Here is a 26,271-nt window from a genome sequence, read left to right as displayed (position 1 = left end):
ACAAACGGCACAAATCGCCGTCTGCGGCAAACCCTCCAGCGCTTGTCGGGGCTTTCCAGCCGCTTCCGCTTTTCTTATTGTCCAGCTGCAGCGGCTAGCCCCTCGAGGTCGCTTCGGTTTCGCCACAAACGGCACAAATCGCCGTCTGCGGCAAACCCTCCAGCGCTTGTCGGGGCTTTCCAGCCGCTTCCGCTTTTCTTACTGCATTTTCGAACGAAGCAGCGAGTTGATGAAACCATCAATGTCGCCGTCCATGACCGCTTGTAGATTTCCGGTTTCGTAATTCGTCCGGTGATCCTTGACCATTGAATATGGGTGGAAAACATAAGAGCGGATTTGGCTTCCCCATCCGATTTCTTTTTGCTCACCGCGGATTTCCAAAAGCTGCGCTTCCTGTTCTTCGATCTTCAATGCATACAATTTCGCTTTCAGCATTTGCATCGCTTTTTCACGGTTCTTGATCTGTGAACGTTCCTGTTGGCACGTCACGACTGCACCAGTCGGAAGGTGGGTGATCCGGACGGCCGAGTCGGTCGTGTTGATGTGCTGGCCGCCGGCGCCGCTCGCCCGGTAAGTGTCGATTTTCAAATCTTCCGTACGGATATCGATTTCGATTTCACCTGTGAACTCCGGCATGACTTCGCAAGAAACAAACGAAGTATGGCGGCGCCCTGATGAATCGAACGGCGATATGCGGACAAGGCGGTGGACGCCTTTTTCCGCTTTCAGATACCCATAAGCGTTATGGCCTTTGATGCCGAGCGTGACGGATTTCACGCCTGCTTCATCGCCTGCAAGGTAGTCCAGCGTCTCCACTTTGAAGCCGCGCTTTTCCGCCCAGCGGGTATACATCCGCAGCAGCATCGAACACCAGTCCTGCGATTCGGTGCCGCCCGCTCCCGGATGCAGCTCAAGAATGGCATTGTTTTTGTCATACGGTTCACTCAACAGCATCGTCAATTCGTAATCGCTCAGTTCCGAAGTGAACTTTTTCAGCTCTGTGGTGATTTCTTCGTAGAGTTCTTCATCCGCTTCTTCCCGCAGCAGCTCGAGGGTCATCTCCAGATTTTCCTGGGTTTCCATAAAACCGTGATACGTGTTGACGATTTCTTTCAACCCGTTCGCTTCCGAGATCACGACTTGCGCTGAATCCTGGTCATTCCAGAAATTCGGGTCGAGCATCATTTCATCAAGTTCCTGAATCCGTGCCTCTTTGTTCTCTAAGTCAAAGAGACCCCCTAAAGTCGGCCAATTTACTGGCTGTCTTGTCGAGCTCGTTGCGGATGTTAGCTAATTCCATCATCATATGTTCCTCCTCAAAATAACACCGAAGAGCGGATGCTCTTCGGCCGTTTCCTGTTTCTTATGCAGTTTGGATGCCGTGGCAATTTTTATACTTTTTGCCGCTGCCGCAAGGGCAAGGGTCATTGCGTCCGATTTCCACGTCATTGCGGATCGGCTCTTTTTTCTTTTTAGGAGCCGGTCCGTCTTCCTTCGGATTGACCGCCTGGCCTTTCGCCACTTCCTCGCGCTCAAGGTTGCTGCGGATTTCCGCTTTCATCGCGTATTTCGCAACATCTTCCTCAATCGCCTGGATCATCTCCTCGAACATCGCAAAACCTTCTTGCTGATATTCGCGGAGCGGGTCGTTTTGTGCGTATGCACGCAAATGAATTCCTTGGCGCAATTGGTCCATCGCATCAATATGGTCGATCCATTTTGTATCGATTGAACGCAGAAGCACAACTTTCTCGAACTCGCGCATGCGGTCCGGCGTCAATTCTTGTTCTTTTTCATCATAACGGGCTATTACAGCTGTTCTGATGAAATCGATCAATTGCTCCTGGTCTTTGCCTTGAAGGTCTTCCACTGAAATCGTATGTTCAGGCAAGAGATTCGCCGCAATGATATCAGCCATCGCTTTCAGGTTCCACTCTTCCGGCTTGTCTCCGGAAGTATGTGCATAGACCATCCGCTCGATGGAGCTGTCGATCATTTTCTCGACCAAAGCCCGCATATTGCCAGTCTCAAGAACTTCCATCCGCTCTTTGTAGATTACTTCACGCTGCTGGCGGAGGACATCGTCATATTGCAGGAGGCGCTTACGCGCATCGAAGTTGTTCCCCTCAACGCGTTTCTGCGCTGATTCCACTGACCGCGTCACCATTTTGGACTGCAGCGGCTGGGAATCGTCCATGCCGAGTTTGCCCATCATGGCACGCATCGAATCCGATCCAAAGCGGCGCATCAATTCATCTTCCAACGAAAGGTAGAATTGAGTAACCCCAGGATCTCCCTGGCGCCCGGAACGTCCGCGCAGCTGGTTATCAATACGGCGGGATTCGTGGCGCTCTGTCCCGAGCACCGCGAGGCCGCCTGCTTCGACTACCCCTTCGCCGAGCTTGATGTCTGTCCCCCGCCCTGCCATGTTGGTCGCAATGGTGACTGCGCCCTTCTGGCCGGCATTCAAAATGATTTCCGCTTCAGAAGCATGGTTTTTGGCATTCAATACCGAATGCTTGATGCCTTGCTTCGTCAAATAAGCAGAAATGATCTCCGAAGTTTCAATGGCGACCGTACCGACTAGGACCGGCTGCCCGTTCTTATGGCGTTCTGCAATATCTTCAGCTACCGCTTTATACTTGCCTGCAATGGTTGCATAGATCAAATCGACCCGGTCATCCCGGATGATCGGTTTGTTCGTCGGAATTGCAATAACGTTCATGTTGTAGATATTGCGGAATTCTTCTTCTTCGGTTTTAGCAGTACCGGTCATCCCGGACAATTTCGCATACATCCGGAAAAAGTTCTGGAATGTGATCGTCGCCATGGTCATCGATTCATTCTGTACTTCCAGGCCTTCTTTCGCTTCAATCGCCTGGTGAAGCCCGTCCGAATAACGGCGGCCTTTCATGAGGCGACCGGTGAACTGGTCGACAATGACCACTTCGCCGTCCTGGACAACGTAATCCACGTCCTTGTTCATCGTCACTTGCGCTTTCAATGCCTGGTTGACGGCATGGTTCAAGCGGACATGCTTCATATCGAAAAGGTTCTCGATGTTGAAGGCTTTCTCCACTTTCTCGATGCCTTCCTCCGTCAGGACGACGCCTTTGGTCGATTCATCGAACGTGTAATCCTTCTCTTTCATCAAAAGGCGCGCGAATGCATTCGCTTGGACATAAAGCTGGGCTGCTTTCGCTGCTTGTCCCGAAATGATCAACGGCGTCCGAGCTTCATCGATCAAGATGGAGTCAACTTCATCAATTACAGCGAAGTTCAACGGTCGCTGAACCATATCTTCTTTATAAAGGACCATATTGTCACGCAGATAATCGAAGCCCAGTTCGTTGTTCGTGCTGTATGTGATGTCAGCCGCATAGGCCGCGCGTTTCTCTTCTTTCGTCAGGCTGTTCAAGTTAAGCCCGACCGTCAATCCGAGCCATTCGTACAGCTGCCCCATTTCTGTGGCATCCCGGCTTGCCAAGTATTCGTTGACTGTTACTACATGCACGCCTTTTTTGGAAATCGCATTCAAATAGACCGCCATGGTCGAAGTCAAGGTTTTCCCTTCACCGGTCTTCATTTCGGAAATGTTCCCGCCATGAAGCGATGCGGCACCCATGATCTGTACGCGGAACGGATACATTCCAAGAACCCGCTTTGATGCTTCGCGGACCGTGGCAAATGCTTCCGGCAATAAATCATCCAGCGATTCGCCTTTTTGATGGCGCTCGATAAACTGTTCCGTTCTGGCTTTCAGTGCATCATCTGATAAAGCTGCATATTCCGAAGCAAGCGCTTCTACAGTATCAGCTGTCTTTTCAAGTCGTTTTAAATCCCGTTTGTTCGGATCGAATACTTTGTTCAATACTCCAAGCATTTATAACCGCTCCCTGTATAGTGCCCGGCTTTTCCTGAGTAGGAGGCCTGAACGCTTTTGCTAGTATGTTTAACTTCTTGCCGTCATCTTCTGTTCAAGTCATCGGTGCTTTATTCCATGTCATCCATGACAAAAAAACTCATGACTTATTTTAACACTGCTTACAGCGGCGTGCAAATAAACAAGAAAGCCTCTAAATGCCTCTCATATCCATTAGCCGAATTAAAGAACCGGCATAAAAACTGTTTTTAGAATGGCCAGATGATTGCAGCGCATCGCTTTGAATCATGAAAATGCGCTGCTCCTTCGGCATTTTTTCAAATGCGGTCTGTCCGCCTGTCTAGTTCAGTCCTTTAAATTAAAAAAGCCTCTCGCTAGGAGAGGCTTTTCCTTTATTCTTGGGCGGTTTCAATCAAACCGTAAGTCCCGTCTTTTCGTTTGTAGACGATATTCGTTCCATTAGACTCGGCGTCAGTGAATACGAAGAAGTTATGCCCCAGCATGTTCATCTGAAGAACTGCTTCCTCTTCGTCCATCGGCTTCAAGTCGAATTGCTTCGTGCGCACGATTGTCAAATCCTCTTCCTCTTCGTCCGCGTAGTTCTGGGAGCTTGCAGGGCTTTCGGCCGCAAAAGCGGTACTCATGCTTTCACGGTCACGGAATTTGCGGTTGACGCGTGTTTTATATTTTCGGATTTGCCGTTCTAGTTTAGCAACGATCAAGTCAATTGCCGCATATAAATCTTCATGGCGCTCTTCCCCGCGCAGTACTAGGTTTTTCATCGGAACAGTAACTTCCGCTTTAGTCTGGCTATTGTTAATGGTTTTCAGGTTCACCATTACAGTTGCATTGGTGCCTTCGGGAAAATAACGTTCGATCTTTTCAACTTTCTTTTCAATATGTTCTCGGATTGCTGGAGTTACTTCAAAGTTGTCGCCTCTAATGTTAAATTGTAGCATATTAACTCCTCCTTCTATTAACTTACACCTATACATTTCTATATGTTCCCTTTACAATCCTGCTTAAAACACGAAAAGTTTGGCCCCTATGAAATTCAGGTAAACAAATTATCAAGGAGATGAAAATTATGCTAGAAAACAAAGTTATCGTTGTAACCGGTGCCGCCAACGGCATCGGAAAAAGCATTGCCGAATTGTTCAGCGCAGAAAAAGCGCATGTTATCGGCCTCGATATCGAAAGGATCGATATCGAAGGGGTGGAGTACCGGCAGTGCGATGTCTCGGACTTCAAAGAGGTTGAGCGGGTTTTTTCTTCCATTTCCCAGGATCACGGCGCCATCCATGCCCTGATCAACAACGCCGGCATTTCGGAATTCAAATCCATCTGGGAGGTGGATGAGCAGGAATGGGACCGCGTGCTCGATACCAATTTGAAAAGCGTCTTCATCTGCAGCCGTGAAGCTGCCCGGTATATGACCGAAGACATCCGGTCGATTGTCAATATGGCATCAACGCGGGCGTTCATGTCAGAACCCAATACCGAAACATATTCAGCTTCCAAAGGCGGCATTTATGCCCTCACCCATTCATTGGCTGCAACATTGAGTGAACGCGGCATCCGCGTCAACGCCATTGCGCCCGGCTGGATCCATACAGGCAGCGAGGAACTCCGCAAAATAGACCATGAGCAGCATTGGAGCGGCCGCGTCGGCAAAGGCGACGATATCGCCCGGGCCTGTTTGTTCCTAACCGATCCGAGAAATTCCTTCATTACCGGCGAATGCATCAAAATCGACGGCGGCATGACACACAAAATGATCTATGAACATTGAGAAAGGCCAAAAAGCCTGCCGCTTCCGGCAGGCTTTTATTATATGCGCTGTTCAATTACTACTAATAGTTTTGCGTAAAACAACCTTGCCTATTCCGCTGGTTTCTTCCGCTAACCTACGAAAGTTCTTTCATGGAAGCTAATTCCTTAGCAAGGAGCATTTCACGGACAGGGTCTTTCCTGAAGCTGAAGCCGTATGTCCACCCATACGCATGAGGCGCTTTCCAGACAAGCCTTGCTTCGGTCCGGATGAGTTCTTGATGGACTTGGAACTTCAGAGCGAAACCTCCCTGTCCCCCGTCCAATTCCGCTTCACTGAAAACTTTTGTGCCCTGAAGCGAGATATCCAGCAAGAGCCCGTATACGGCTTCACTCTCATTTCCTGACGGCATCAAAACAACTTCAGGCGGCTTGCCGAAACTATGGCGGTAATTTTCAATCCGACCTGAAAACATCTCATCCCTCCTCAATATGCGCGGATCATGGAAAATAGCTGGATTTCTTCCGCGCCTGCTTCTTTAAGCACTTTTGCCGCATGGTGCATGGTCGTGCCGGTCGTATAAAGATCATCGAACAGAATGATCCGCTTCGGCACTGCTGTGCTATTCCAGGCAAACAGATTTTCTGCAGCCATGCGTTCCGCCCTGTTCTTTTTCCCCTGTACGCCCCCGGTTTTGCGGAGCAGGTGGACATAAGGCAGCTGCGCAGCTTCCAGTGCTAGGTCAACCTGCGCGAAAGTCCGCTCCTCCAGATTCTCCCGCTTCATCGGAATCGGCACGATGATTGCCTTTTCCTTTTTCAGTGCACTGTTCAAGTCAGCAGCGAAGACAGTCGAGAGAGCTGCGTCCTGCAAAAATTTGTATTGGTGCAAAAATGCCTTCATGGCTTCATTGTACACGTAAAGGCTCCGGCCGGAATGGACAATGCCGCTGAAGCGTGTCGTCTCCCATTTCAGACAATCCCGGCATTCTTCATTCCCCGGCAGACCGCATTTCCGGCAGCCAGGCCCCGTTTTCTCGAAGCGGCCTTTGCAGTTTTTGCACACCGTCTCTTCAATATCATTGCAGAACAGGCTCCTCCAGGAAGGCAGAACATGGGATTCATTGCCGCATAATAAACAGATCAATTGCGTTTCCTCCTATTATAATAGGAAATCATATTTTTGGCTTTGTCCATTTCACGGGTGATGCCGTCATGGAAGAAAGTGACGTCCCCCGCCGGATGGTCCGCCGATCGCCCGGCCCGCCCGGCGATTTGAATCAGTGCAGAAGCCTCGAATACGCCATCCTCCGCTCCGACAACCGCTACCTGAAGGTTCGGGATAGTGATGCCGCGCTCTAAGATCGTAGACGTCAACAAACCAGCGCATTGCCCGTTCCTCAAGCCCATCACTTTCTCTTTCCGCAACGGATCTCGTGAATGGACGGCTTCAATCCGGGGATCCAGCTCCTTGAAGAAGCCGATAGCGCTGTCAATCATTTCGAGGTTCGGCATAAACACCAGAAAAGGTTCTCCCCGCCCGATTTTCTGTTTCACCCATTTGGCGAGTTTCACAGGAATCCGCTTTTTCTTTAGGGACTGCCTATAGCGCCATAACGAAGAAAATACAGGAACCGGCAAGGGGTGCCCGTGGTAGCGCTCGAAAATTTCTGAGCGGTCCGGCACCTCTTTCAACAATTTTGGAGACGGCGTTGCCGATACGTAGACAACCGGCGCTTCCGGTGTCTTCGCTTTCAGCACAGCCCGCTCCAGAGCAGCGTCAAAAGAATAAGGGAATGCATCGGCTTCATCGACGATCATCAGATCGAACGCTTTTTGGAAACGGTATAGTTGGTGGGTTGTCGCGATAACGACCGACGCCATTCCGGTTTCGGCCGGCGCGCTTCCGTATAGGGTATGGATGACCGTATCCGGGAAAACCGCCTGAAGGCGCGGCGCCAACTCGAGCACAACATCGACCCGCGGTGCTGCCAGGCAGACACGCTGGCCCATTTGCAGCGCCTCATGGATTGGCCGGAACAGCAATTCAGTTTTTCCGGCTCCACAGACGGCATAAACCAAATGGGATTTCCGGTTCTTCACGCTGTCAGATACCTTTTCGGATGCCCGGAGCTGCAGCGGGGTTAAACGGCCATTCCAGGAAAATGAATGGCATTTTTGAGGAGTGTGGGATGGAGACGCCCAGGTGATCAGTTCCGTGCAGGAACTGATGCGCCCCATTTGGATGCAATGCCGGCAATAAAAGCAGATGCCTTCGCATCTTGCGCATAAAAACGAATGAATATATTGCGGGGAACTTTCTAAGCAGCGGGCACACGTCCGATTGGCAGAGATGCCCTGGACAACTGTAATTTCACCGCGGCTGATGCTTTCATCAACTTGCTCTTTCGGAAAAGGCATGAATTCCCTCAGCCAGATCCTTCCGGATAGGAACGCTTCCAAATCTGTCATTCGCATCTCCCTTTCAGGAAGAGGCAGAGGCGGACGGGCTACTTTCTTACCCAGCCCAAGCCCATTGACCCTTCCCCTAAATGTGTTCCGATGACCGGCCCGAAATAAGAGATATCAAATTCCACTTCCGGGCACAGTTCTTTTAATTGGCTAAGCCATTCTTCTGCAGCTTCTTTCCGGTTCGCATGGATGACGGTCGCCTTGATCGGCGCTCCGGAAGAGGCGTCTTCCTTCAGCATATCCGCAATCCGGTTCATGGCTCTTTTACGTGTACGGATTTTCTCGAACGGTACGATGATTTTATCATCAAAATGAAGCAGCGGTTTGATCTGGAGCATGCTGCCTACAATTGCCTTCGCATTCGATAGCCTTCCTCCTCGGCTCAGGTGCTTAAGGTCTTCCACCATGAAATAAGCGCGCATGGAATGTTTCATTTCCTCAAGTTTCTCAAGAATTTCTGCTGCTCCTGCTCCCGCCTCGGCCATTTCAGCAGCTTTCGTTACATAGAAGCCTTGCATCGCACACGAAATTTCCGAATCAAACGAATAGACTTCCGCCCCTTCGACCAATTCATTCGCTTGGACAGATCCATTGAACGTGCCGCTGATCCCGCTCGATAAATGGATGGACACAATCTCGTTGTGGCTCATCGCCAATTCATTATATAGCTTAACCAATTCGCCAATCGGGGGTTGAGAGGTTTTCGGGAATTCTTCTAATGCTTTTTTATAAAAATCGTCTACATGCAATTCCTCTTCTTCAGCAAATGACTCATTGCCGAACGTCACTTGAAGGGGAACCATATGGATGCCGGCAGCTTTCCGGACGTCCGCCGGTATATATGCCGTACTGTCTGTTACAATTGCAGTTTTCATTTTCTATCAGCCTCCCTTGCCAGTTTACCAGACAATTCCTCTTTACAAAACAGCGAAAAATTCCGGAAAACACTGAACTGCCAGCTTTCCGCCGGAACGAAAAAAAAACCATCCGCAAATGTGGATGGCTTAAACCGGTTACTCTGAATTCTATAAAATCCTTGCGCTGTTCCGGCAGCGGTTTTATTGGTTGCCGATGAAATGAAGAGCGCTGACTTTCCAGTCACCCTGTTCTTTGGCGAATACCACTACTTGCCGGCCGGATTGGCTTGAGCTCTTGTCGGAGTTCGGGTCTTTCATCGTGACATCAATCCGCGCATAAACTTCTGCCCGGGCTTCTTCGTACTTCACGACCGTTTCATCGCTTGTTTCATACGTGGAATCGTAGGTTGCAAAGGCATCTGCCAACGCTTTCTTGTCCTCTTCACGGTCAAACCCTTCCGGTTTTTCCGCAATTACGGCCATGTAACGATCCAAATCTTCTGCATTGAACGCTTCGATATATTCCTGATAGGCTGCCAGGAGCGCTTCTTTTTCCGCTTCCGGAACTTCTGCCGCTTGTGCGTTGCCTTCATCATCCAAGGTAAAACCGACTTCTTCGTCTCCGATGCCGTGCTCAATGGCATTATTGCCCGCACTCGCATTTCCGTCTTCAGCTGTATTGCTGTTCTGTTCGGGCTCTTCTGTGCTTGAACAGCCTGCCAATGCCAAGGCAAGGGCCGCTGCAATCCAAATCTTTTTCATCAGGCTTTCCCTCCTGCGGTTCATTTTGCCACAGCATTTCATGAAATACAATGAAGAAACTGTGTCAAATGCCTTCCATAGAAAAAAGCCTGCAGCAAGTGCAGGCTCCGCATTCGTTATCGTACTTCGACCCAGCCGTTTTTGATGGCTGTCACAACCGCTTGTGTACGGTCATTCACTTGCATTTTTTGGAGAATGCTCGAAACGTGGTTCTTGACCGTCTTTTCGGAGATGAACAATGTTTCCCCGATGACGCGGTTGCTTTGTCCGTCTGTCAGAAGCTGAAGCACTTCGCTTTCACGTTTTGTCAGCAGATGGTACGGGCGGCGGATTTCCGTCTGGTGGAATGACCCTTTGTTCTCGCGTTCGCTCAAGCGGCGGAATTCCATCACCAGATTGCGCGTCACTTTCGGATGCAGGTACGAACCGCCTTTTGCGACCACTTTGATTGCCTGGATGATCGCTTCAGCATCCATTTCTTTCAGCATGTAGCCGAGTGCGCCTGTTTTCAGAGCATGCGTCACATAAGACTCATCGTCATGGATCGACAGCATAATGACCTTGGCGTCCGGGAATCTTTCAATCAGTTCGCCGGTCGCCTCCACGCCATTTTTCTGCGGCATGTTGATGTCCATCAGCACCACGTCAGGCTGGTACTCTTCGTATAATTTGATAACTTCCGTTCCATCTCCGCCTTCGGCCACTACTTCGAATGAATCTTCGAAATCCAGGATACGTTTAACCCCTTCGCGGAATAATTGATGGTCGTCGATAATAATAATTTTCGTCATTATGTTGTCCTCCTCAATACCGTATCTTAACCTTCAGTTTTTAATGGAATCTGAAACATCAATACTGTCCCATTGCCGGGCGATGAATTGATGAAAAAATCACCGTCCACCAAATCAATGCGTTCCTTCATGCCCAATAGCCCGAACGATTGACTTTTGACAATGCTTTGGTCAAAACCGGTTCCATTATCCTTAACGACCAATGTGACATGGTTTTTCAGCCATTCCACTTTCACTTCGATCATTGATGCCTTGCCATGCCGGACGGCATTTGAAATCGCTTCTTGCACAAGCCTGAAGATTGCTGTCTCGTAATTGCTCGGGAGCCGGGTTTCACTGCCATTCGATTGGAAACTCAGCTTCGTCCCTTTGTTATAGTCTTCAGTGGTTTCAAGATACTTTTTCAGCGTCGGCACCAAGCCGAGATCGTCGAGCGCCATTGGCCGCAGATCATAAATGATCCTTCTTACTTCGGTAAGTGCATCGCGCACCATTTCCTTTAATGATTTAATTTCCTGGAAAGCGAGTTCCGGACCTTTTTCGCGGTAGGTCCGCTCAATCAAGTCTGAACGAAGCAAGACATTCGCCATCATCTGTGCAGGTCCATCATGGATTTCCCGGGAAAGCCGTTTCCGTTCTTCTTCTTGCGCTTCGATTATGCGCAGGCTATAATCGTGCTTTAGCTTGTCCGTATCGATCGCTTCTTCCACTTCCTCGAAATCGGAAGTGAGGTAATTCATCGTGACGTTCAAACGGTTGACGAGATGCTCTGCGTGCTCGATGGTTTGAAGAAGCGATTGAAGCCGGCGCTGCAGCCTGTCCCGCTTTTGGCGGAACTGCTTTTCTTCAGAGCGGTTGGCTGACAATTGTTCCTGAAGTTCATTGGCCTTTTCATAAGCCTGCCGAATTTGCGTTTCAGAAAAAGTTTCAAAAAGCTTGGACACCTCTGCCAGCCGGCGCCGCGCTGCGCGGGTCTTTTCTTCGAGAAGGTCTCCGGCTTTCATGATCCTGGAAATGTTGGACCTAATGTCTTCAAGTTCATCTTTCATATTTTCATAACTTTGGCGACTTTGTTCACTGATGACGAAAATCTCTTGTTTCGAGCTTTCCATTTTTTCCAGTACCTCATTAAAAATGGAGTCGAGTGCTTTCACATCGAATTTCTTAGCCATTCTAAAACCGCCTTAGCTATACTGAACTGTATATAGAGGTAAAATCCTTGCACCTTTATGCCTGTTACAGCTCATATAAGTATATCACTTTATAAGCAAATCCGTATTAAAAACACATTACAAATTATCTGATTATATTTTACACCAGGGGGCGTTAAAATGCGAGAAAATTACAAAACCGTCGGCGAATTAAAAGAATGCGAAATTATTATACAAAAATCCCGTTTTATCGGCCATGCGGCACGTGCGCAAACCGAAAAAGAAGCGATGGATTTTATTGAATCCATTAAAGCCAAGCACCGCAGTGCTAATCATAATTGTTCGGCTTATATCATAGGGGAACATGATATTATTCAAAAAGCAAATGATGATGGCGAACCGAGCGGCACTGCCGGCGTCCCTATCCTGGAAGTTTTGAAAAAACAGGGGTTAAAAGACACAGTAATAGTCGTGACCCGTTATTTCGGCGGCATCAAGCTCGGCGGCGGCGGATTGATCCGTGCATACGGCCGGAGCGCTAGCGAAGCGATCGCATCGACGGGCATTGTAGAACGCAGGCTTCATGGCTTGATGGCCGTCTCCATCGATTACACATGGCTCGGCAAAGTTGAAAACGAAATCCGCCAGTCCGAATACCCGCTGCAAGATATACAGTATGGAAGCGGAGTCGAGGTTCTGGTACACGTTCCTGTCGAGCTGGAACAGCAATTTACTGAATGGATCAACGAAATGACTAATGGCCAAGCCGGCATTACATGCCTTAAGCAGGAATTCCTGGAGTTCAAATTGCCCTAATCATTTATATTTACGTATCATTCGAGTCAGTATATAATAAATAGAATCGAAGGAATTGTGCACCAAATACCTACTGCCCGCTTTTCCATCAACCATGAAAGAATAGGAACAATCGAATTGAATACTCGGTTAACCCATTCCTAATAGAGGAGTTTTAACCATGAACCGTAAAATCTATCGCAAAAGCAAGAACAGCAAGAAACGGACAGCGATCAAGGTCATCATCACTCTTGCTTTGTCGGTGCTCATTTGCGGCTCCGCCTATGGCATCTACCTAGTAAAAAAAGCGGAAAATGCCGCGGACAACGCATTTGAAACTGCTGGAGACCGTGACAAGTCCGATCTCCGCGATGAACAAGTCGAGCCATTGCATGACAACGTCTCCATCCTATTCGTCGGTGTAGATAACAGCAAAAAGCGGGACCAAAGCGAAAACACCACCCGATCCGATGCACTGGTCCTTGCGACATTGAACAACGATGACAAAACCATCAAGCTGGTGAGCATTCCGCGTGATACCTACGCTTATATCCCGGATGCGGATGAAGAAGATAAGATTACGCATGCTTACGGCTATGAAGGAACAAGTTCGACCATCGGAACTGTTGAAGAATTGCTTGAAGTGCCGGTCGATTATTATGTCCGCATGGATTTCGAGGCATTTATCGATGTGGTCGATGCGCTGAATGGCATCGAAGCTAGAGTTCCTTATGACATGGAAGAAAAAGATGAAAACGATGTCCACGGTGCAATTGTCCTTGAAGAAGGTTTGCAGACCTTGGACGGCCGGGAAGCTCTGGCACTCGCCCGCACCCGCCATTATGACAATGACATTGAGCGCGGCAAACGCCAGCAGATGATTATCGAAAGCATCATGAACAAGATTCTGTCTGCATCGTCCATTTCAAAATATGGCGATGTGATCGATGCAATCGGCGACAACATGAAAACAAACCTGAAATTCCGTGACATGCAGGCATTCTTCGAATATGCGAAGAACGGCAAACCGGATGTCGAAACACTTACACTTGAAGGCTATGACGATATGTCCACCGGCGTCTATTATTGGCAGCTTGATGAAGAATCTTTGGGAGAAGTCCAGGACATCCTCCAAAGCCATCTCGGGCTGAAGCCGGATACTTCGACCATGTCGGACACGAGCGAGACCGATATCGCAGAACACACACATGAAGACGATGAATATTGACCGCAGCGTTGCTGCGGTTTTTCTTATGCCTTTTTTAGGTACGCAAAAAAACGTGCCGGAAGCGATCGCTTCCGGCACGTTTCTGTTTTATTTGCCAATCAGTTTCACTAGGTTGATGAGCGGGCGGTAGTTCTTGCCGGCCAATCCTACCACTTCCACAAACAGCTCGATGGCAATCAGCATGACACCGATCAGCAGGATTCCTCCCCACAATGTCGCCTGCGAGAACAGCAAAGCTGCCAGGCCGAACAAAGCGGCGATCCCGTAAATGATCAACACTGTCTGGCGGTGTGAAAATCCGATATTCAGCAGGCAGTGGTGAAGATGCGATTTGTCAGCTGCTGAAATGGATTGTTTCTCCCGGACGCGCCGCACAATGGCGAAGAACGTATCCGAGATTGGCACCCCCAGCATGATGATTGGGATAATCAATGCCACTACCGTGACGTTCTTGAAGCCCATCAATGCCAGAACGGAAATCATGAAGCCGAGGAACAAAGCCCCTGTGTCTCCCATGAAGATCTTCGCTGGATGGAAATTATAGAAGAGAAAGCCGATGGAGCTGGCTGCCAGTATTGATGCCAATGCCATGACGAACGGATCGCCCATGATATAGGCCATGATGGCAAGCGTGGTCAGCGCAATCGTCGAAACGCCGGCTGCAAGGCCGTCCAAACCGTCGATCAGATTGATCGCATTGGTAATGCCGATAATCCAGATGATCGTCAATGGAATACTGAAGTAGCCGAAATCCAACTCTCCGCCGAACGGCAAGTTGATGAACGAAATTTCCAGGCCGCCGCCGACCACAACGATTGATGCTGCAATCAGCTGGCCGAGCAATTTCGCTTTTGCGGTGATTTCATACATATCATCCAGGACACCGGTGATCGTGATCAGCAAAGCGCCGATCAGGATCGCTGTCGAAATCGGGATAAACGCCGGTTCCACTGCATTAGAAATGGATTCTTCCGGACGCAGGATAAAATAACCGATCACAAATGAACCAAATATAGCTAATCCGCCTAAACGCGGCATAATTCTCGCGTGCACTTTTCGATAATTGGGACGGTCAACCGCACCTACCCGGAACGCCAACCGTTTCACTAACGGAGTCAGAACTATCGATGCAATGAATGCCAAAACCAAAGTAAGGTATAGCATGTCTTTCCTCCTCAGAACTTCTAAATTCTACATACAAATCCATCTTCAGTATAACATATTTTTACCAGAAATAAAGACTTTAGGACAGATTGTAACCTTTGTTATTTCATTTTGACGCCATTGCTTCAAAAAGGTTTCCCTATGCACTGTGGAGTTCGGAGCAAAAGTTTGTTAAAATATTCAAAGAGCTTAGGAATTATGAAAAGTGGATGCGCCTGTCCAAACCCGACTAGCGCTAAAAGGTTTGGCAGACATGGCTCTTTTCACCATGACAGCTAAAGCAGACCGTGGCTCGAGGGGCTTAGTGCTGGAGTATGGAGATAAAACCAAGAGCTGAAAACCTATACTTTCTTGATCTACAAAAAAGGAGATTATTATAAATGGTGACGTTATTTAAGCGTTCTGCTAAACCCAATACAAGACAATTGAAGAAATACCATAAAATCGTAAAAGAAATCAACAGCCTGGAGTCCCGCTACCAAGCAATGAGCGACCAGGAACTGCAGGATATGACCTTGGATTTCCGCCACCAGCTCGAAGCCGGTGCAAAAATCAATACCCTGATTCCCCACGCCTTTGCAGTCGTGCGCGAAGCATCAAAACGCGTGTTGAACATGCGCCATTTTGATGTCCAGCTGATCGGCGGCCTGGTGCTTGCCGAAGGGAACATCGCCGAAATGCCGACAGGCGAAGGGAAAACGCTTGTCGCTTCCCTCCCCGCCTATACCCGGGCGCTTGAAGGAAAAGGCGTCCACATTATCACTGTCAATGATTATCTTGCCCAGCGCGACTATGACCAGATCGGGCAAATCCACCGCTTCCTTGGTTTGTCTGTCGGCCTGAACCTGCCGACGATGAACACAGTGGAAAAAGCGAAAGCCTACCAAGCGGACATTACATATGGCGTCGGCACAGAATTCGGATTCGACTACCTGCGGGACAATATGGCTCAGTCCAACCGCGAAAAAGTTCAGCGCCCATATCATTACGCCATCATCGATGAAGTCGACAGCGTGCTGATCGATGAAGCGAAGACGCCACTGATCGTGGCCGGCAAAACCAAAGCCAGCGCCGAATTGCACCGGATCAGTTCACTTCTTGCTGCACGATTCAAGGATGGAATCGATTACGATTACGACGATGAAACCAAAGCGACTTCATTGACGGATGCCGGCATCGAGAAAGTGGAAAAAGCGTTCGGCGTCGACAACCTCTACGAATTGGAGCACCAGACGCTTTACCATTACGTCATCATGGCAGTCCGCGCACATGTCATGTTCAAGCGGGATGTCGACTATATCGTCAAAGACAATAAGGTTATGCTTGTGGACATGTTCACCGGCCGCCCGATGGATGGGCGTACGCTCTCCGACGGCCTTCACCAGGCAATCGAAGCGAAAGAAAATGTTCCGGTCACGGAAGAAAATAAAGCACAAGCCCAGATTACGATCCAAAACTATTTCCGGATGTACCCTTCCCTCTCCGGCATGACCGGAACCGCTAAAACACAGGAGAAGGAGTTCAACGAAGTCTACGGCATGGACGTCGTACAAGTGCCGACGAACAATCCGCGTGCACGGATCGATTTGCCGGACCGCGTATTCCGCACAGCGGAACAAAAATATAAAGAAGTGGCAAGAGAAGTCGCTAAACACCATGAAAAAGGGCAGCCGGTCCTGGTGGGAACCACTTCCATTCTGCAATCGGAAGCAGTTGCCGAATACTTGGCAGCAGAGAACCTGGAGTTCCAGTTATTGAACGCGAAGAGCGTCGAACAGGAAGTTGCGCTCATTTCACAAGCCGGCCAGCTGAATCAAATTACAGTTGCCACCAATATGGCGGGCAGAGGTACTGATATCGTCCTCGGCGAAGGCGTCCAGTCCATCGGCGGTTTGCATGTGATCGGTACCGAGAAACATGAGAGCCGGCGCATCGACAACCAGCTGAGAGGCCGGTCAGGGCGCCAGGGAGATCCTGGTTCCACCCAATTCATCATTTCGCTCGAAGATGACATGTTCAAGCGTTTCGCAAAAGAAGATGTCGAGAAATTCGAAAAGAAGATTTCCCTTTCAGAAGAAGGCGAGATCCTGAACAAAGACGTTCACGAATTGACGGAACGGACACAACGGATTGTGGAAGGCTCGCATTTCTCTATGCGGGAATACAATTTGAAGCTTGACGATGTCATCAATGACCAACGGAAGATCATTTACGACCTCCGCAACCGCGTCCTAGAAGGCAACGAACATTTTGATTTGCTTAAGATGATGGTTGCAGACGCGGCTGATTTCCTTATTTCTGATACTTTACCCGAAGATGGGGACTATGAACCGGTTCATCTGCAAAAACTTCAGGCCGAATTGGAAAAACTTTTGAAACAGCCGGTCGAGCTTCCGCAAAATGCCAGTAAACGGAAAAAAATCGATGAAGCGGTCGCACCTGCTTTGGAGAAAGCGAACCAGCTCATCGAGGCTTTCGCCGACAACAAACGGGTGGATGCGACCATACCGGCCGTAATGAAGTCCTATATCGACCAGATGTGGGTCAAGCATCTCGAAACGATGTCCCACTTGAAAGAAGGCATCGGGCTCCGTTCATACCAGCAGGAAGATCCGATGAGAATATACCAGCGTGAAGGGCTCGAATTGTTCGCCGGAAACTTCCAAGGCTTGCGTTATTCCATTTCCAGTGAACTTCTCGGATTCTTACACATGCTTGAAAAGGAGGAAGACCAATGAGCATATTTTCATTGTTTAAAAAAGATGCAAAAACCGGCCATGATTCGGTCATTGACTCCACCGAATTGGTCGGCGATTCTCCGGCAGAAGCGGATGGCACAGCTGAAGTTGCCACTTCCCTTTCCATATCGCCCGAATGGAATCTTGCTAAAGAGCAGGAATATGTTCTGAAATTCCTTTCAAATGATCTGCAGCCGCTGAAACCGAACCAATTGTCATTGGCCGGCATCGGGATCGAGAAGGAAGCCAGCACAGGTGATTGGCATGTACAGGCATTCCTCCGTTCTTCTTTGGATCGCCCGATTACATTAGGGAAAGCGGAGCTCCTGCTATTGGATGCCGACAAAAAACCGGTTGCCGCGCAGGAATTCGATTTATCGCTTCTCGGTTCCCTGCCGCCGCAGTCGGACCGGCCCTGGATTTTCAAATTCCACAAAGAAAACATCAAAGCAGAAGATCCTTCCGCAATGGAATGGTCATTGGCATTCAATGTCCAGTCGCTGGTTCCCCATTCCCTGGACTTAGATGAATCATGGGAACAGGCACTGGCTCCAGAACAAAAAGCGGCACTCGAAAATGCAGTCAAATCCTTGCCGGCATTAAAGCCGCGGGAAGTGAACATCGTCGGCTTCCAATCCAAATTTACGGAAAACGGAGATTTGGCGGTTTCCGTCTTTATCCGGAATGGCCATACCCGGCACATCAACCTTGAACAGGCTCCGTTGGAGGTGCTGGACGCCAACGGCCAATTGGTCAGCAAAGGATCTTTCAAATTGGAAGGGTTCACGGTGAAAGCCAATACCACACGGCCATGGACGTTCATTTTCCCCCAAAAACTGATTTTGATCGAGAATCCGGACATGTCCCGTTGGACTGCCCGCTTCGCGAAATAATAAAAGCTCAGCCGCGTATGAAGCGGCTGAGCTTTTATTTGTCTTGGCGGATCAGCTCTTTCTCAAGAGATTCATCCAGTCCGGTCTTCAGTGTTTTCATCCCTTCGGCAGCCAGCCACTCCCTCACAGCTTCCGCTGATTTCTTTGCACTCTTGGCAGTGAGCCCTGCCGACTTCGCTTTTGCATTGTCTACAGTAAAGAACCCTTGAGGATAGTCTGCTGAAACCGGAATCCAAAACGGGATATTAAACGGCTCGATGTGCTGCTTTTCGAGAAAGGCATCATCCCTCCAATGGAGCTTTCCACACTCTTCGGTGCTGACCGATTCGACAAATTCATCCATTTGGATCGCATCCGCAGCCAAGTTGAAGGTGCCACCTGCTTTTCTTTCAGCCTGGCTGACAATGAATTCTGCCGGGTCCCGTGCATCGATCTACTGGACTCTCCTGTCCTTGCTCCCCGGTACCAGAATGTCGCGCGGCTCTGCCAATCTCTTTGCCCAATAAGTGAAGCGGTCAGTCGGATCAAAGGGCCCCACAACAATGCCTGGCCGGATAATGAGCGCTTCCTCACCCATGCGTTCTCTAACCAGCCGCTCACACATGGCTTTCAACGGCCCATATGTTTCACCAGTTACTTTATCGCCTTTGATTTCCTGCAGGAAGACAAAGGAACTTTCGCTGGCCGGTCCTTGCTTGAAATCGTTGTAGACTGAAATGGTGGAAATAAAGGTGAAATGGCCGGTTTGAAGATGCTCCAATACCGGAATCAGATCCGCAGGTGAATAGGCATTGGTATCGATTGCTGCATCCCATATCCGTCCGGCTAATTTCTGCGCATCCCTTCTCCGGTCTCCCGTAATGCATGGCAACTCCGGAAACAGGCTGGGATTGCTTTTTCCGCGATTAAACAATGTGACATTATGCCCTTTTTCAACTGCTTTTCGCACGATATGACGACCGACAAATGAAGTTCCGCCTATAATGAGCAAGTCCATTTCGTAACCCCTTTTCATTTACAGCAGATTTATTGCATTTTTTCGACAATGAGCTATACTGTTCCTAAAGCTTACCATCATTATATTCTATTTAGGGGTGCAAATAAACATGACTGGCAACTTCCAGTTTTATGCCGATTTGACTGAATGGACGCCATGGGATGAAGCCGCTGTTCTGAAAATGGAAAGCGAGCAACGCGCAGAGTTGGCGAAAGCGATTTGCTGCGAAGGCCTGCTGATTGATCTGTCCATGGACCAGCATGCGGACGTGCGAAAAGGGGTCGCTGCCAATCCCAATACACCGCTAATGACCTTGAAGCGCCTTGCTGAAGAAGATTTGTGCAGCAGCGTATCGGATATTGCTCAGAATACACTCCTTTCTCTTAGAGGATAACTTACAAAAAAAATCCAGCCCGTAGGCTGGATTTTTGTTTTGGATAAAAGTTTAAAACAGTTTCGGCGTTGGCGGTGTGCCTGGGCGTTTGTCTCTATCTTCATCATAAGGGCCTCTGTCAGACCGATGGCGTGAGCCGCCGTCCTGGTCATGATCGTTCAACAGATGCTCTTCTTCAGAATCTCGGCCAAATGGAGCCGGCCCGAGATTCGGATCGATGCCTGGTGATTGGTCGTCCTGTCTGCGGCGCACTCCGTCGTCTCCATCAATCACGTCGCCGCCGGTGTTTTCGCCTAACCCCGGTTCATGCTCCATCAACTTTTCTTCCGGAGCTGTTTCATCCATCGTTTGGCCTCCGGTCGTCGGATGGATGTTTTCGCCTTTTACTCGCGAGTCCTTCGGATTGTTGCCATAAGCCGACTGGCCATTTTGCTCTTCCCGCGTCGTTTCTGAAGTGTAGATCTCTTCAGAACCCAAGTTCGCTGGATTCGAAGCATGCCGGATTGTTGAATCCGTATAGTTCCGGTTTCCAGACGGCGCTGCTCCCTCCGTATATAATAGGATGGCTCCATTTTCCAAATCATCCTGATACGTGTCAATCTGGCGTTCTTCCAAATCCAGTCTTTTCAGTTCTTCCCGGACTGTATCCCTTCCGGTGAAGAAAGATTTGAACTTGCTGCCTGTGGATCCGGTTTCATGCGTATGGATTCCGTTAAGGTCGGTAGTTGCACCAAGTACTGCATCATCATGGACCAGCACGTGGATGTCATTTTCCCGATAGCCCATGTTCTTCAATTCTTCAACACGTCTATGCATTTCTTCCTGGCTGTAAGCCATCGTGAATTCCCGGTTTCTTGATTCCATTGATTTCAGCCTCCTGATTTGGATATGTTATTAATACCTAACTACCCTTTAGCCCGGACAGCTGAAACATCCGCCAATCAAAAAGCCACCGAATGGCCTCGTTGGACAAGAACTTGTTCCCCTGACAGATTGGTTTTTCCTGTTCTATTTACTGACTGCATTTTCCACCGCTTTCGCTACAACCATATGCACTTGCGGGTCAAGCGGATGCGGAACGAGGTCGCCTGGCTTCGTATGGTAGACGATCGCTTCAGCTGCTGCGATAAGCATCGGATAAGTAATCGTTTTTGCTCCAGCATCCAAAGCGCCCCGGAAGATTCCTGGGAAGCCAAGGACGTTATTGATCATTCGTCCATCCGCAGCATAAGCCGCGCCTGCTTCGAGTGCGTCCTCGGGTTTGATTTCAGGATGTGGATTCGACAACGCCAAGATGATCTGCCCTTGGCGGACCATTTCGGGTTTGATCAATCCCGGCACGCCCGTTGTAGCGATGACGATGTCGCAAGTTTGCATCAATTCCTCAAGAGTGTCCAAAGTTTTTCCATCATATGAACGGAGGCGTTCTTTTGCTTCTTCATTGCGGTCGAGCCCGTAGACTTCGCCGACTCCATACGCCATCAGCATTCTGCAAATCGCCAAGCCGGCTGCCCCAAGGCCCACCTGGCCAATAACCGCGTTTTCGGGTTCGACGCCTGCGGCCCGGCATGCCGACAGGACTGCCGCCAGCGTAACAACTGCCGTTCCGTGCTGGTCGTCATGCATGACCGGTATCGGAAGCTCCGCTTTCAACCGCTCTTCGATTTCAAAGCAATGCGGCGATCCGATGTCCTCCAGCAAAATTGCTCCATAGCCCTGATGGATGTGCTTCACGGTATTGACAACTTCGTCGACATCGCTGGTATCGAGCAGGATTGGGACGCCGCTGATGCCGACAAACTGGTCAAAGAGTACAGCTTTGCCTTCCATGACCGGCATTCCGGCAACCGGCCCGATATTGCCGAGACCTAAAATTGCAGTTCCGTCAGTCACGATGGCGACGGTGTTGCCGATGCTTGTAAAATAACGAGCTTTCTCCGGATCTTTTTGAATAGCCGTACACACTTCCGCCACTCCGGGCGTATAGACTTTCCGGAGATCAGCCAGCGACCGGACGTCGATCTTGCTTTGCATATGTATCTTTCCGCCTTCATGGGCTTTCAGCACTTCATCGCTCACGGCGTGGACGAGGATTCCTTCCCCAATCGAGCGGACGGCTTCAACCACATCCTCCAGGATCTGTTCGCTTCCACAATACACTGAAATATCCCTTACCGTAGATAACGTCGTTATTTTAATCGTTTTGATATCCCCGATGTCTCCCATCGCATTGCCGATGGCAGTTGCCACTTTTGCAAAATTGCCCGGACCTGCCGGAGTTTCGACAATCAGGGTCCGCATTATTTGTCTTTCTGCCATTTTTCGTTCACCCTCCTTGAAAAGTATCTTTCTATATTACTACGATTGAGTCTCCAAAACAAAGGCATTCCGACCTTTAAGCGCTAAAAAACCTTCACCCGTTTTGGGGTGAAGGCTTGGAATCATTTGTATTTGCGGTCGCTTTTCGAGTGGCGTTCGGATTCTGTCATGGCGCCTTTCGCTTTCTCCACTTCCGGTTTCTTTTGGGTTGTGAAAGAAACATGATGCTCGTCGTGCATCAAGATCGGGTCGTTCTGGAAACTTTCACCCCGCTCGAAACGGTCTTCCTGCTCATCGAACCTGTTGTCGACCCCTTTAACGAAATCGCTGGCTTCCGGATCGATCGGATTTCCTTCCCGATCTTTCAAATGCGTCCGTTGCATCACTTCACTGATATTCTCGCGGCTCTGGTCTACATAGATCAGGACTCCGCCTTTTTCCAGATCTTCTGCGTAGCGTTTTTTATCATCATCGGAAAGGTCCAGCGCTTTCACGCCGCCTTTGCCGAATATGCCTTTGAACTTCTGGGAAATGCTGCCCGCTTCCTCCACTTCCAAGTGGGTGCGCTGCTCCACCCGTTCGAAATGGTCGTCCTTTTCTGCCATCAGGTGCAGATCCTCTTCGCTATAGCCCTGCTGTTTCAGGCTCTCGATTTTTTTTAGTAAATCCTGTTCAGAATAAAGTACTGCTAACACGTGGATAGTCGAGCTCATATAGAAAACCTCCATTAAGAATTAAGTAGTTTTCCTCTCTTTACCCTTAACGGGGGAAACCCTAAACTTGAGCGGCTGGCTCTTCCTCTTTTTCCAATTTCAGTTCAGCAATCTCTTCGTCCGACATTTTCTCGATTGTGAAGCCCGTGTAGGCAAAAATGATGGAAATGATCGGCACGGCATAATTGAATACTGCAAAAGCGGCATACTCAAATGCACTGACGCCCAACGTTCCGAAAATAAAGACGCCGCATGTGTTCCAGGCAAAAAACACCGATGTCAGCGTTCCGCCGTCTTCCAACGCCCGGGAAAGGTTTTTCGATTTCAGGTGCTTGTTTTTATAGGATTGCGCGAACATGCGGGAAGGCACAACAATCGATACGTATTGCTCGGCGCACGCCGCATTCGTTGCGGTTGCCGACATGACTGTCGCTGCCACCACTCCCCCGCCGGTCTTTGCAATCTTCAAGATTTTGTCCATCATGGCCTGCAGCATGCCCGTATGCTCCAGGATGCCACCAAACGACATGGCCACCAGAATCATCGAGACAGTGTACATCATTGAATCCAAGCCGCCGCGGTTGAACAATTCGTCCACCAGTTCGTTGCCGCTGTCGATGACAAAGCCCCCTTGAAGCGCCCCGACCGCATCTGTTACGCTGGAACCCTGGATGAAGATTTGGGCCAGGAAACCAAGAAGCACCCCAACGATCAATGCCGGAATGGCCGGGACTCTGCGGGCCACCATCACGAAAACAATCAGCGGAATCAACAACAGAAGCGGCGAGATGACAAAACTTTCCCGCAAGACGCTGGCGGTTTGGGCGATATCTGAAGTGTTCGTCCCGTCCGCGGAAAAATTACGGCCCAGGTACCAATAGACGGCCAGCGCAATGACAAAACCAGGGATTGTTGTATACCACATATGCTTGATATGGACGAAAAGGTCTGTATTCGTCAAGCCGGCCGCAAGATTGGTCGTATCCGACAGCGGCGACATCTTATCTCCGAAATAAGATCCAGAAATGATCGCCCCTGCCACCATCGGCGCAGGTATCCCCATGCTCAGTCCGATCCCCATTCCGGCAACGCCGACCGTTCCCATCGTGGACCAAGAACTCCCGATTGCCAGCGAGACGATTGCACAAATTATGGCAATCGACACAAGGAAAAATGCCGGAGTCAAGATTTCCAACCCGTATAAAATAAGTGTGGCGACAATTCCGCCGCCAATCCAGGAACCGATGATCAGGCCGATTAATATGATAATGATGACAGCCGGCAAAGCGAGCCGGATTCCTTTATACATGCCTTCTTCGATTTCCTTCCATTTAAAGCCGAAACGCCACGCCACAAGTCCGGCAGCCACCGTACCGACCAGCAGCGGGATATGCGGCCCCTGCTTTAAGTAAACAATGGTGACGAGCATGATGCCGATCATGACGAGCAACGGTACGATTGCCCAGCCGAATGTAATTTTTCTTTCCATCTTTCCCCCTCTTTTCTTTGCGGATTTGATCATCTAGTATATTCCGCAAAAAAATCTTAATTCCTTCTTTTAATAATCTTAATTACATTATAATAATTTCCCTTGTAGGTATAATTTACCTTTTATTTCAGAAATTAAAATAGGTCTTAAAAAGGCAGTTAATTTCGAAAATTGATGATATCATATGTATACAAAGCTTTATGGAGTTCATTATATTTATGGAGGCGGATATTATAGTACTCAATAATTTACCAACTTTTCATTCTTCAGAACCGTCGACTAAATTGGAAAGGAACTCTCCTACGTGGATGCTCGAAGTTCTGCCCATGCATATGGAAAGGAGAGAATCAATGGACACTGGCTTACGCCTCAAATACCACCGGATAAAAAAGAAAATCAGTTTAGAAGATGCAGCGTCTGGCATTCTCTCTCCAAGGGAATTAAAGAAAATCGAGTCAGGCATGAAGGAACCGGCACTTAAAGAACTGGAGGCCCTTTGCAAGAAGCTTGAAATCTCACTTGCACCGAAGGACAACCCAGTAGGCAAAGTCCTGGTCAAAAATTTTAAGACTGCGCTGCTCCATCCCCAGAACAAAGGGAAAATCATGGAACAGTATTCCGATATCCAAGATCATCCGCTTCTCAGTGTTGATGAAGACATCGAACTCGAATACCGTATCCAGCAGATCCGCTATTTCATCGTGACCGGCGATTTGGACAGTGCGGAAGAAAAGCTGAAAGATATGGAACGCTTCAAGGAATTCATGGATCAGGAGCAATTTTACTTATTCCATAAATACAACGGCAATTATCATTACATCCTGAATGATTTCGAGAAAGCGCTGAAAACATATTTGATGGCTGAAAAGATTGCACCGAGTACTGTCCCGGCTTCTGAAAAAGGAGATTTGTATTACTCAATCGGCATCTCAGCTTCACAATGCTGGGATACGGATTTGGCATATAAATACACTGATTTGGCACTGAAAACTTATCAGCAGGAATTTATTCCGAAGAGAATTGTGGAATGCCATATGAATATGGGAGTCACGCACCATAGATTAGGAAATTTCAAAACTTCTTTAGAACATTATAAAAACGCACTGACTATTGGCAAAAAACTTGAAATTGATATATTGAGATTTACAACGGAATATAATGTCGGTTATTCGTATTTTTTAAATCAAGAATTTGAATTAGCTATCTATCATATGGAAGCTGCATTAGAATATTTGCCAAAAGAGTATACAGCTGACTTACTTTTAAGTTATGCAATTCTTATTACATCAAATATAGAAAAAGGTAATCTGAATGAAGCAAAGGCATGGGCAACTAAAGGAAAAGAGTTAATTGAAAGTAAAAATTTAAACCTTTATTCTCCTACTAGTGAAGTTTTTAAAATTGGATATTTAGAAGTACTTGCTCTAAATTATCTTATTGAAGAAAATTTTAAAGAATTCGAAGAAATTTTTATCAATCATTTAATATCATGTCTTGAAAATTACAAAAACTTTTATGAATTGGGATATTTTTATAGTGTGATGGGTAATGTATACTATAAACAGAGACTTTTCGAAAAGTCTGCTTTTATGTTGAACAAATCTCAAGAAGCTTTTAAAAAATTAGTAAGAATTACATGAGGAGTGAGAAAATGAAGAAGACAGCCGGGTTTGTGTTAACGACAGTTTTAGTGCTTACAAGTTTATCAGCAGTCTACAGTGGTCAAGAAAAAGAAGTTGCTATCGAGCGCATTCCGGAACCTTGGTCAGTAAGATCAGAAGTTGCTATCGAGCGTATTCCTGAACCTTGGTCTGTAAGACAGGAAGTTGCTATCGAGCGCATTCCTGAGCCGTGG

General features: G+C 48.5%; 25 protein-coding genes. 8 read left to right on the top strand and 17 right to left on the bottom strand.

Annotated elements, in window-relative coordinates:
• Positions 1 to 198: 198 nt before the first annotated feature.
• The 3 genes from prfB to hpf all read right to left on the bottom strand — a co-directional run bounded on the left by prfB (position 199) and on the right by hpf (position 4,842).
• Positions 199 to 1,300 (bottom strand): peptide chain release factor 2 gene (gene prfB, locus ACTL32_RS02300; protein WP_441339971.1). Its coding sequence is split into 2 segments (ribosomal slippage): positions 199 to 1,227 and positions 1,229 to 1,300, totalling 1,101 coding nucleotides; the frame shifts between segments, so codons are not numbered across the junction.
• 63 nt (positions 1,301 to 1,363) lie between these two features.
• Positions 1,364 to 3,883: a preprotein translocase subunit SecA gene (gene secA, locus ACTL32_RS02295; RefSeq protein ID WP_441339970.1), complete on the bottom strand. Its 2,520-nt coding sequence runs from the start codon at positions 3,881 to 3,883 to the stop codon at positions 1,364 to 1,366.
• Positions 3,884 to 4,275: 392 nt separating this feature from the next.
• Positions 4,276 to 4,842 carry a ribosome hibernation-promoting factor, HPF/YfiA family gene (gene hpf / locus ACTL32_RS02290; RefSeq protein WP_204890739.1) on the bottom strand — a complete coding sequence of 189 codons (567 nt, stop codon included), beginning with the start codon at positions 4,840 to 4,842 and terminating at the stop codon, positions 4,276 to 4,278.
• Positions 4,843 to 4,970: 128 nt separating this feature from the next.
• On the opposite strand from hpf, the gene ACTL32_RS02285 reads away from it, so the two are divergent.
• Entirely contained in the window at positions 4,971 to 5,675 is a 705-nt protein-coding gene (locus ACTL32_RS02285; protein ID WP_441339969.1) for an SDR family NAD(P)-dependent oxidoreductase, read from the top strand.
• A 115-nt stretch (positions 5,676 to 5,790) separates the two neighbouring features.
• Here ACTL32_RS02285 and ACTL32_RS02280 read toward each other — a convergent pair whose 3' ends face one another.
• The 7 genes from ACTL32_RS02280 to ACTL32_RS02250 all read right to left on the bottom strand — a co-directional run bounded on the left by ACTL32_RS02280 (position 5,791) and on the right by ACTL32_RS02250 (position 11,707).
• Positions 5,791 to 6,129, bottom strand: a complete 339-nt coding sequence (locus ACTL32_RS02280; protein ID WP_441339968.1) for a PilZ domain-containing protein — start codon at positions 6,127 to 6,129, stop codon at positions 5,791 to 5,793.
• 11 nt (positions 6,130 to 6,140) lie between these two features.
• Positions 6,141 to 6,800, bottom strand: a complete 660-nt coding sequence (locus ACTL32_RS02275) for a ComF family protein (protein ID WP_441339967.1) — start codon at positions 6,798 to 6,800, stop codon at positions 6,141 to 6,143.
• The gene (locus ACTL32_RS02270; RefSeq protein WP_441339966.1) at positions 6,797 to 8,125 is read right to left on the bottom strand and encodes a DEAD/DEAH box helicase; all 1,329 of its coding nucleotides are present in this window, start codon (positions 8,123 to 8,125) and stop codon (positions 6,797 to 6,799) included. Before ACTL32_RS02270 ends, ACTL32_RS02275 begins: the two co-directional genes overlap by 4 nt.
• Positions 8,126 to 8,163: 38 nt before the next feature.
• A complete protein-coding gene (locus tag ACTL32_RS02265) occupies positions 8,164 to 9,000 on the bottom strand; it encodes a DegV family protein (protein WP_441339965.1) in 837 nt (278 codons plus the stop codon).
• 183 nt (positions 9,001 to 9,183) lie between these two features.
• Entirely contained in the window at positions 9,184 to 9,744 is a 561-nt protein-coding gene (locus tag ACTL32_RS02260) for a YybH family protein (RefSeq protein WP_441339964.1), read from the bottom strand.
• A gap of 116 nt (positions 9,745 to 9,860) precedes the next feature.
• Positions 9,861 to 10,535 (bottom strand): response regulator, encoded by a 675-nt coding sequence (locus ACTL32_RS02255; RefSeq protein WP_204890745.1) that lies wholly within the window; start codon positions 10,533 to 10,535, stop codon positions 9,861 to 9,863.
• 26 nt (positions 10,536 to 10,561) lie between these two features.
• Complete coding sequence (locus ACTL32_RS02250) at positions 10,562 to 11,707, bottom strand: sensor histidine kinase (RefSeq protein WP_441339963.1); 1,146 nt, start codon at positions 11,705 to 11,707, stop codon at positions 10,562 to 10,564.
• A 159-nt stretch (positions 11,708 to 11,866) separates the two neighbouring features.
• On the opposite strand from ACTL32_RS02250, the gene ACTL32_RS02245 reads away from it, so the two are divergent.
• Together ACTL32_RS02245 and ACTL32_RS02240 are read left to right on the top strand one after the other, a co-directional pair.
• Positions 11,867 to 12,502 (top strand): YigZ family protein, encoded by a 636-nt coding sequence (locus ACTL32_RS02245; RefSeq protein WP_441339962.1) that lies wholly within the window; start codon positions 11,867 to 11,869, stop codon positions 12,500 to 12,502.
• A 160-nt stretch (positions 12,503 to 12,662) separates the two neighbouring features.
• Complete coding sequence (locus tag ACTL32_RS02240) at positions 12,663 to 13,709, top strand: LCP family protein (RefSeq protein WP_441339961.1); 1,047 nt, start codon at positions 12,663 to 12,665, stop codon at positions 13,707 to 13,709.
• Positions 13,710 to 13,796: 87 nt separating this feature from the next.
• On the opposite strand, the gene ACTL32_RS02235 is transcribed toward ACTL32_RS02240, so the two are convergent.
• A complete protein-coding gene (locus tag ACTL32_RS02235; RefSeq protein WP_204890749.1) occupies positions 13,797 to 14,873 on the bottom strand; it encodes a glycosyltransferase family 4 protein in 1,077 nt (358 codons plus the stop codon).
• Between the two features lie 380 nt (positions 14,874 to 15,253).
• Between ACTL32_RS02235 and secA2 the strand changes: the two genes are divergently transcribed.
• Both secA2 and ACTL32_RS02225 read left to right on the top strand, forming a co-directional pair.
• Positions 15,254 to 17,611, top strand: coding sequence for an accessory Sec system translocase SecA2 (gene secA2, locus ACTL32_RS02230; protein WP_441339960.1), 2,358 nt, complete (start codon positions 15,254 to 15,256; stop codon positions 17,609 to 17,611).
• Complete coding sequence (locus tag ACTL32_RS02225) at positions 17,608 to 18,504, top strand: accessory Sec system S-layer assembly protein (RefSeq protein WP_441339959.1); 897 nt, start codon at positions 17,608 to 17,610, stop codon at positions 18,502 to 18,504. The genes secA2 and ACTL32_RS02225 overlap by 4 nt, the downstream gene beginning before the upstream one ends.
• A 34-nt stretch (positions 18,505 to 18,538) precedes the next feature.
• On the opposite strand, the gene ACTL32_RS02220 is transcribed toward ACTL32_RS02225, so the two are convergent.
• Both ACTL32_RS02220 and ACTL32_RS02215 read right to left on the bottom strand, forming a co-directional pair.
• Entirely contained in the window at positions 18,539 to 18,868 is a 330-nt protein-coding gene (locus ACTL32_RS02220) for a hypothetical protein (RefSeq protein ID WP_441339958.1), read from the bottom strand.
• Between the two features lie 69 nt (positions 18,869 to 18,937).
• The gene (locus tag ACTL32_RS02215) at positions 18,938 to 19,501 is read right to left on the bottom strand and encodes an NAD-dependent epimerase/dehydratase family protein (protein WP_441339957.1); all 564 of its coding nucleotides are present in this window, start codon (positions 19,499 to 19,501) and stop codon (positions 18,938 to 18,940) included.
• A gap of 109 nt (positions 19,502 to 19,610) precedes the next feature.
• Here ACTL32_RS02215 and ACTL32_RS02210 point away from each other — a divergent pair, with 109 nt between their 5' ends.
• The gene (locus ACTL32_RS02210) at positions 19,611 to 19,895 is read left to right on the top strand and encodes a hypothetical protein (protein ID WP_441339956.1); all 285 of its coding nucleotides are present in this window, start codon (positions 19,611 to 19,613) and stop codon (positions 19,893 to 19,895) included.
• 51 nt (positions 19,896 to 19,946) lie between these two features.
• Here ACTL32_RS02210 and ACTL32_RS02205 read toward each other — a convergent pair whose 3' ends face one another.
• The 4 genes from ACTL32_RS02205 to nhaC form a co-directional block, all read right to left on the bottom strand.
• The gene (locus tag ACTL32_RS02205; RefSeq protein ID WP_441339955.1) at positions 19,947 to 20,759 is read right to left on the bottom strand and encodes a general stress protein; all 813 of its coding nucleotides are present in this window, start codon (positions 20,757 to 20,759) and stop codon (positions 19,947 to 19,949) included.
• A gap of 144 nt (positions 20,760 to 20,903) precedes the next feature.
• On the bottom strand, positions 20,904 to 22,214 hold the full coding sequence (locus tag ACTL32_RS02200) for an NAD-dependent malic enzyme (RefSeq protein ID WP_441339954.1): 1,311 nt from the start codon (positions 22,212 to 22,214) through the stop codon (positions 20,904 to 20,906).
• Positions 22,215 to 22,336: 122 nt separating this feature from the next.
• Entirely contained in the window at positions 22,337 to 22,927 is a 591-nt protein-coding gene (locus ACTL32_RS02195; RefSeq protein WP_441339953.1) for a general stress protein, read from the bottom strand.
• Between the two features lie 61 nt (positions 22,928 to 22,988).
• A complete protein-coding gene (gene nhaC / locus ACTL32_RS02190; protein ID WP_441339952.1) occupies positions 22,989 to 24,416 on the bottom strand; it encodes a Na+/H+ antiporter NhaC in 1,428 nt (475 codons plus the stop codon).
• 350 nt (positions 24,417 to 24,766) lie between these two features.
• On the opposite strand from nhaC, the gene ACTL32_RS02185 reads away from it, so the two are divergent.
• Entirely contained in the window at positions 24,767 to 26,056 is a 1,290-nt protein-coding gene (locus ACTL32_RS02185) for a helix-turn-helix domain-containing protein (RefSeq protein ID WP_441339951.1), read from the top strand.
• Between the two features lie 11 nt (positions 26,057 to 26,067).
• The coding region (locus ACTL32_RS02180) for a hypothetical protein (RefSeq protein ID WP_441339950.1) at positions 26,068 to 26,271 on the top strand (204 nt) is incomplete at its 3' end.

This window comes from Planococcus sp. FY231025 (genome assembly GCF_052078085.1).
Taxonomy (GTDB): Bacteria; Bacillota; Bacilli; order Bacillales_A; family Planococcaceae; genus Planococcus.
The sequence above is the reverse complement of the archived record's forward strand: the minus strand, read 5'-3'. Positions and strand labels throughout refer to the sequence as shown.

Excerpts from the sequence above, each read along its gene's own strand:
- ACTL32_RS02185 (WP_441339951.1), top strand. The coding sequence starts at position 24,767 with ATGGACACTGGCTTACGCCTCAAATACCACCGGATAAAAAAGAAAATC.
- ACTL32_RS02205 (WP_441339955.1), bottom strand. The coding sequence starts at position 20,759 with ATGGAATCAAGAAACCGGGAATTCACGATGGCTTACAGCCAGGAAGAA.
- ACTL32_RS02280 (WP_441339968.1), bottom strand. The coding sequence starts at position 6,129 with ATGTTTTCAGGTCGGATTGAAAATTACCGCCATAGTTTCGGCAAGCCG.
- ACTL32_RS02265 (WP_441339965.1), bottom strand. The coding sequence starts at position 9,000 with ATGAAAACTGCAATTGTAACAGACAGTACGGCATATATACCGGCGGAC.
- ACTL32_RS02210 (WP_441339956.1), top strand. The coding sequence starts at position 19,611 with ATGACTGGCAACTTCCAGTTTTATGCCGATTTGACTGAATGGACGCCA.
- ACTL32_RS02245 (WP_441339962.1), top strand. The coding sequence starts at position 11,867 with ATGCGAGAAAATTACAAAACCGTCGGCGAATTAAAAGAATGCGAAATT.
- ACTL32_RS02250 (WP_441339963.1), bottom strand. The coding sequence starts at position 11,707 with ATGGCTAAGAAATTCGATGTGAAAGCACTCGACTCCATTTTTAATGAG.
- ACTL32_RS02270 (WP_441339966.1), bottom strand. The coding sequence starts at position 8,125 with ATGACAGATTTGGAAGCGTTCCTATCCGGAAGGATCTGGCTGAGGGAA.
- ACTL32_RS02225 (WP_441339959.1), top strand. The coding sequence starts at position 17,608 with ATGAGCATATTTTCATTGTTTAAAAAAGATGCAAAAACCGGCCATGAT.
- ACTL32_RS02255 (WP_204890745.1), bottom strand. The coding sequence starts at position 10,535 with ATGACGAAAATTATTATTATCGACGACCATCAATTATTCCGCGAAGGG.
- ACTL32_RS02260 (WP_441339964.1), bottom strand. The coding sequence starts at position 9,744 with ATGAAAAAGATTTGGATTGCAGCGGCCCTTGCCTTGGCATTGGCAGGC.
- ACTL32_RS02195 (WP_441339953.1), bottom strand. The coding sequence starts at position 22,927 with ATGAGCTCGACTATCCACGTGTTAGCAGTACTTTATTCTGAACAGGAT.
- ACTL32_RS02285 (WP_441339969.1), top strand. The coding sequence starts at position 4,971 with ATGCTAGAAAACAAAGTTATCGTTGTAACCGGTGCCGCCAACGGCATC.
- secA (WP_441339970.1), bottom strand. The coding sequence starts at position 3,883 with ATGCTTGGAGTATTGAACAAAGTATTCGATCCGAACAAACGGGATTTA.
- ACTL32_RS02240 (WP_441339961.1), top strand. The coding sequence starts at position 12,663 with ATGAACCGTAAAATCTATCGCAAAAGCAAGAACAGCAAGAAACGGACA.
- hpf (WP_204890739.1), bottom strand. The coding sequence starts at position 4,842 with ATGCTACAATTTAACATTAGAGGCGACAACTTTGAAGTAACTCCAGCA.
- nhaC (WP_441339952.1), bottom strand. The coding sequence starts at position 24,416 with ATGGAAAGAAAAATTACATTCGGCTGGGCAATCGTACCGTTGCTCGTC.
- secA2 (WP_441339960.1), top strand. The coding sequence starts at position 15,254 with ATGGTGACGTTATTTAAGCGTTCTGCTAAACCCAATACAAGACAATTG.
- ACTL32_RS02200 (WP_441339954.1), bottom strand. The coding sequence starts at position 22,214 with ATGGCAGAAAGACAAATAATGCGGACCCTGATTGTCGAAACTCCGGCA.
- ACTL32_RS02235 (WP_204890749.1), bottom strand. The coding sequence starts at position 14,873 with ATGCTATACCTTACTTTGGTTTTGGCATTCATTGCATCGATAGTTCTG.
- ACTL32_RS02215 (WP_441339957.1), bottom strand. The coding sequence starts at position 19,501 with ATGGACTTGCTCATTATAGGCGGAACTTCATTTGTCGGTCGTCATATC.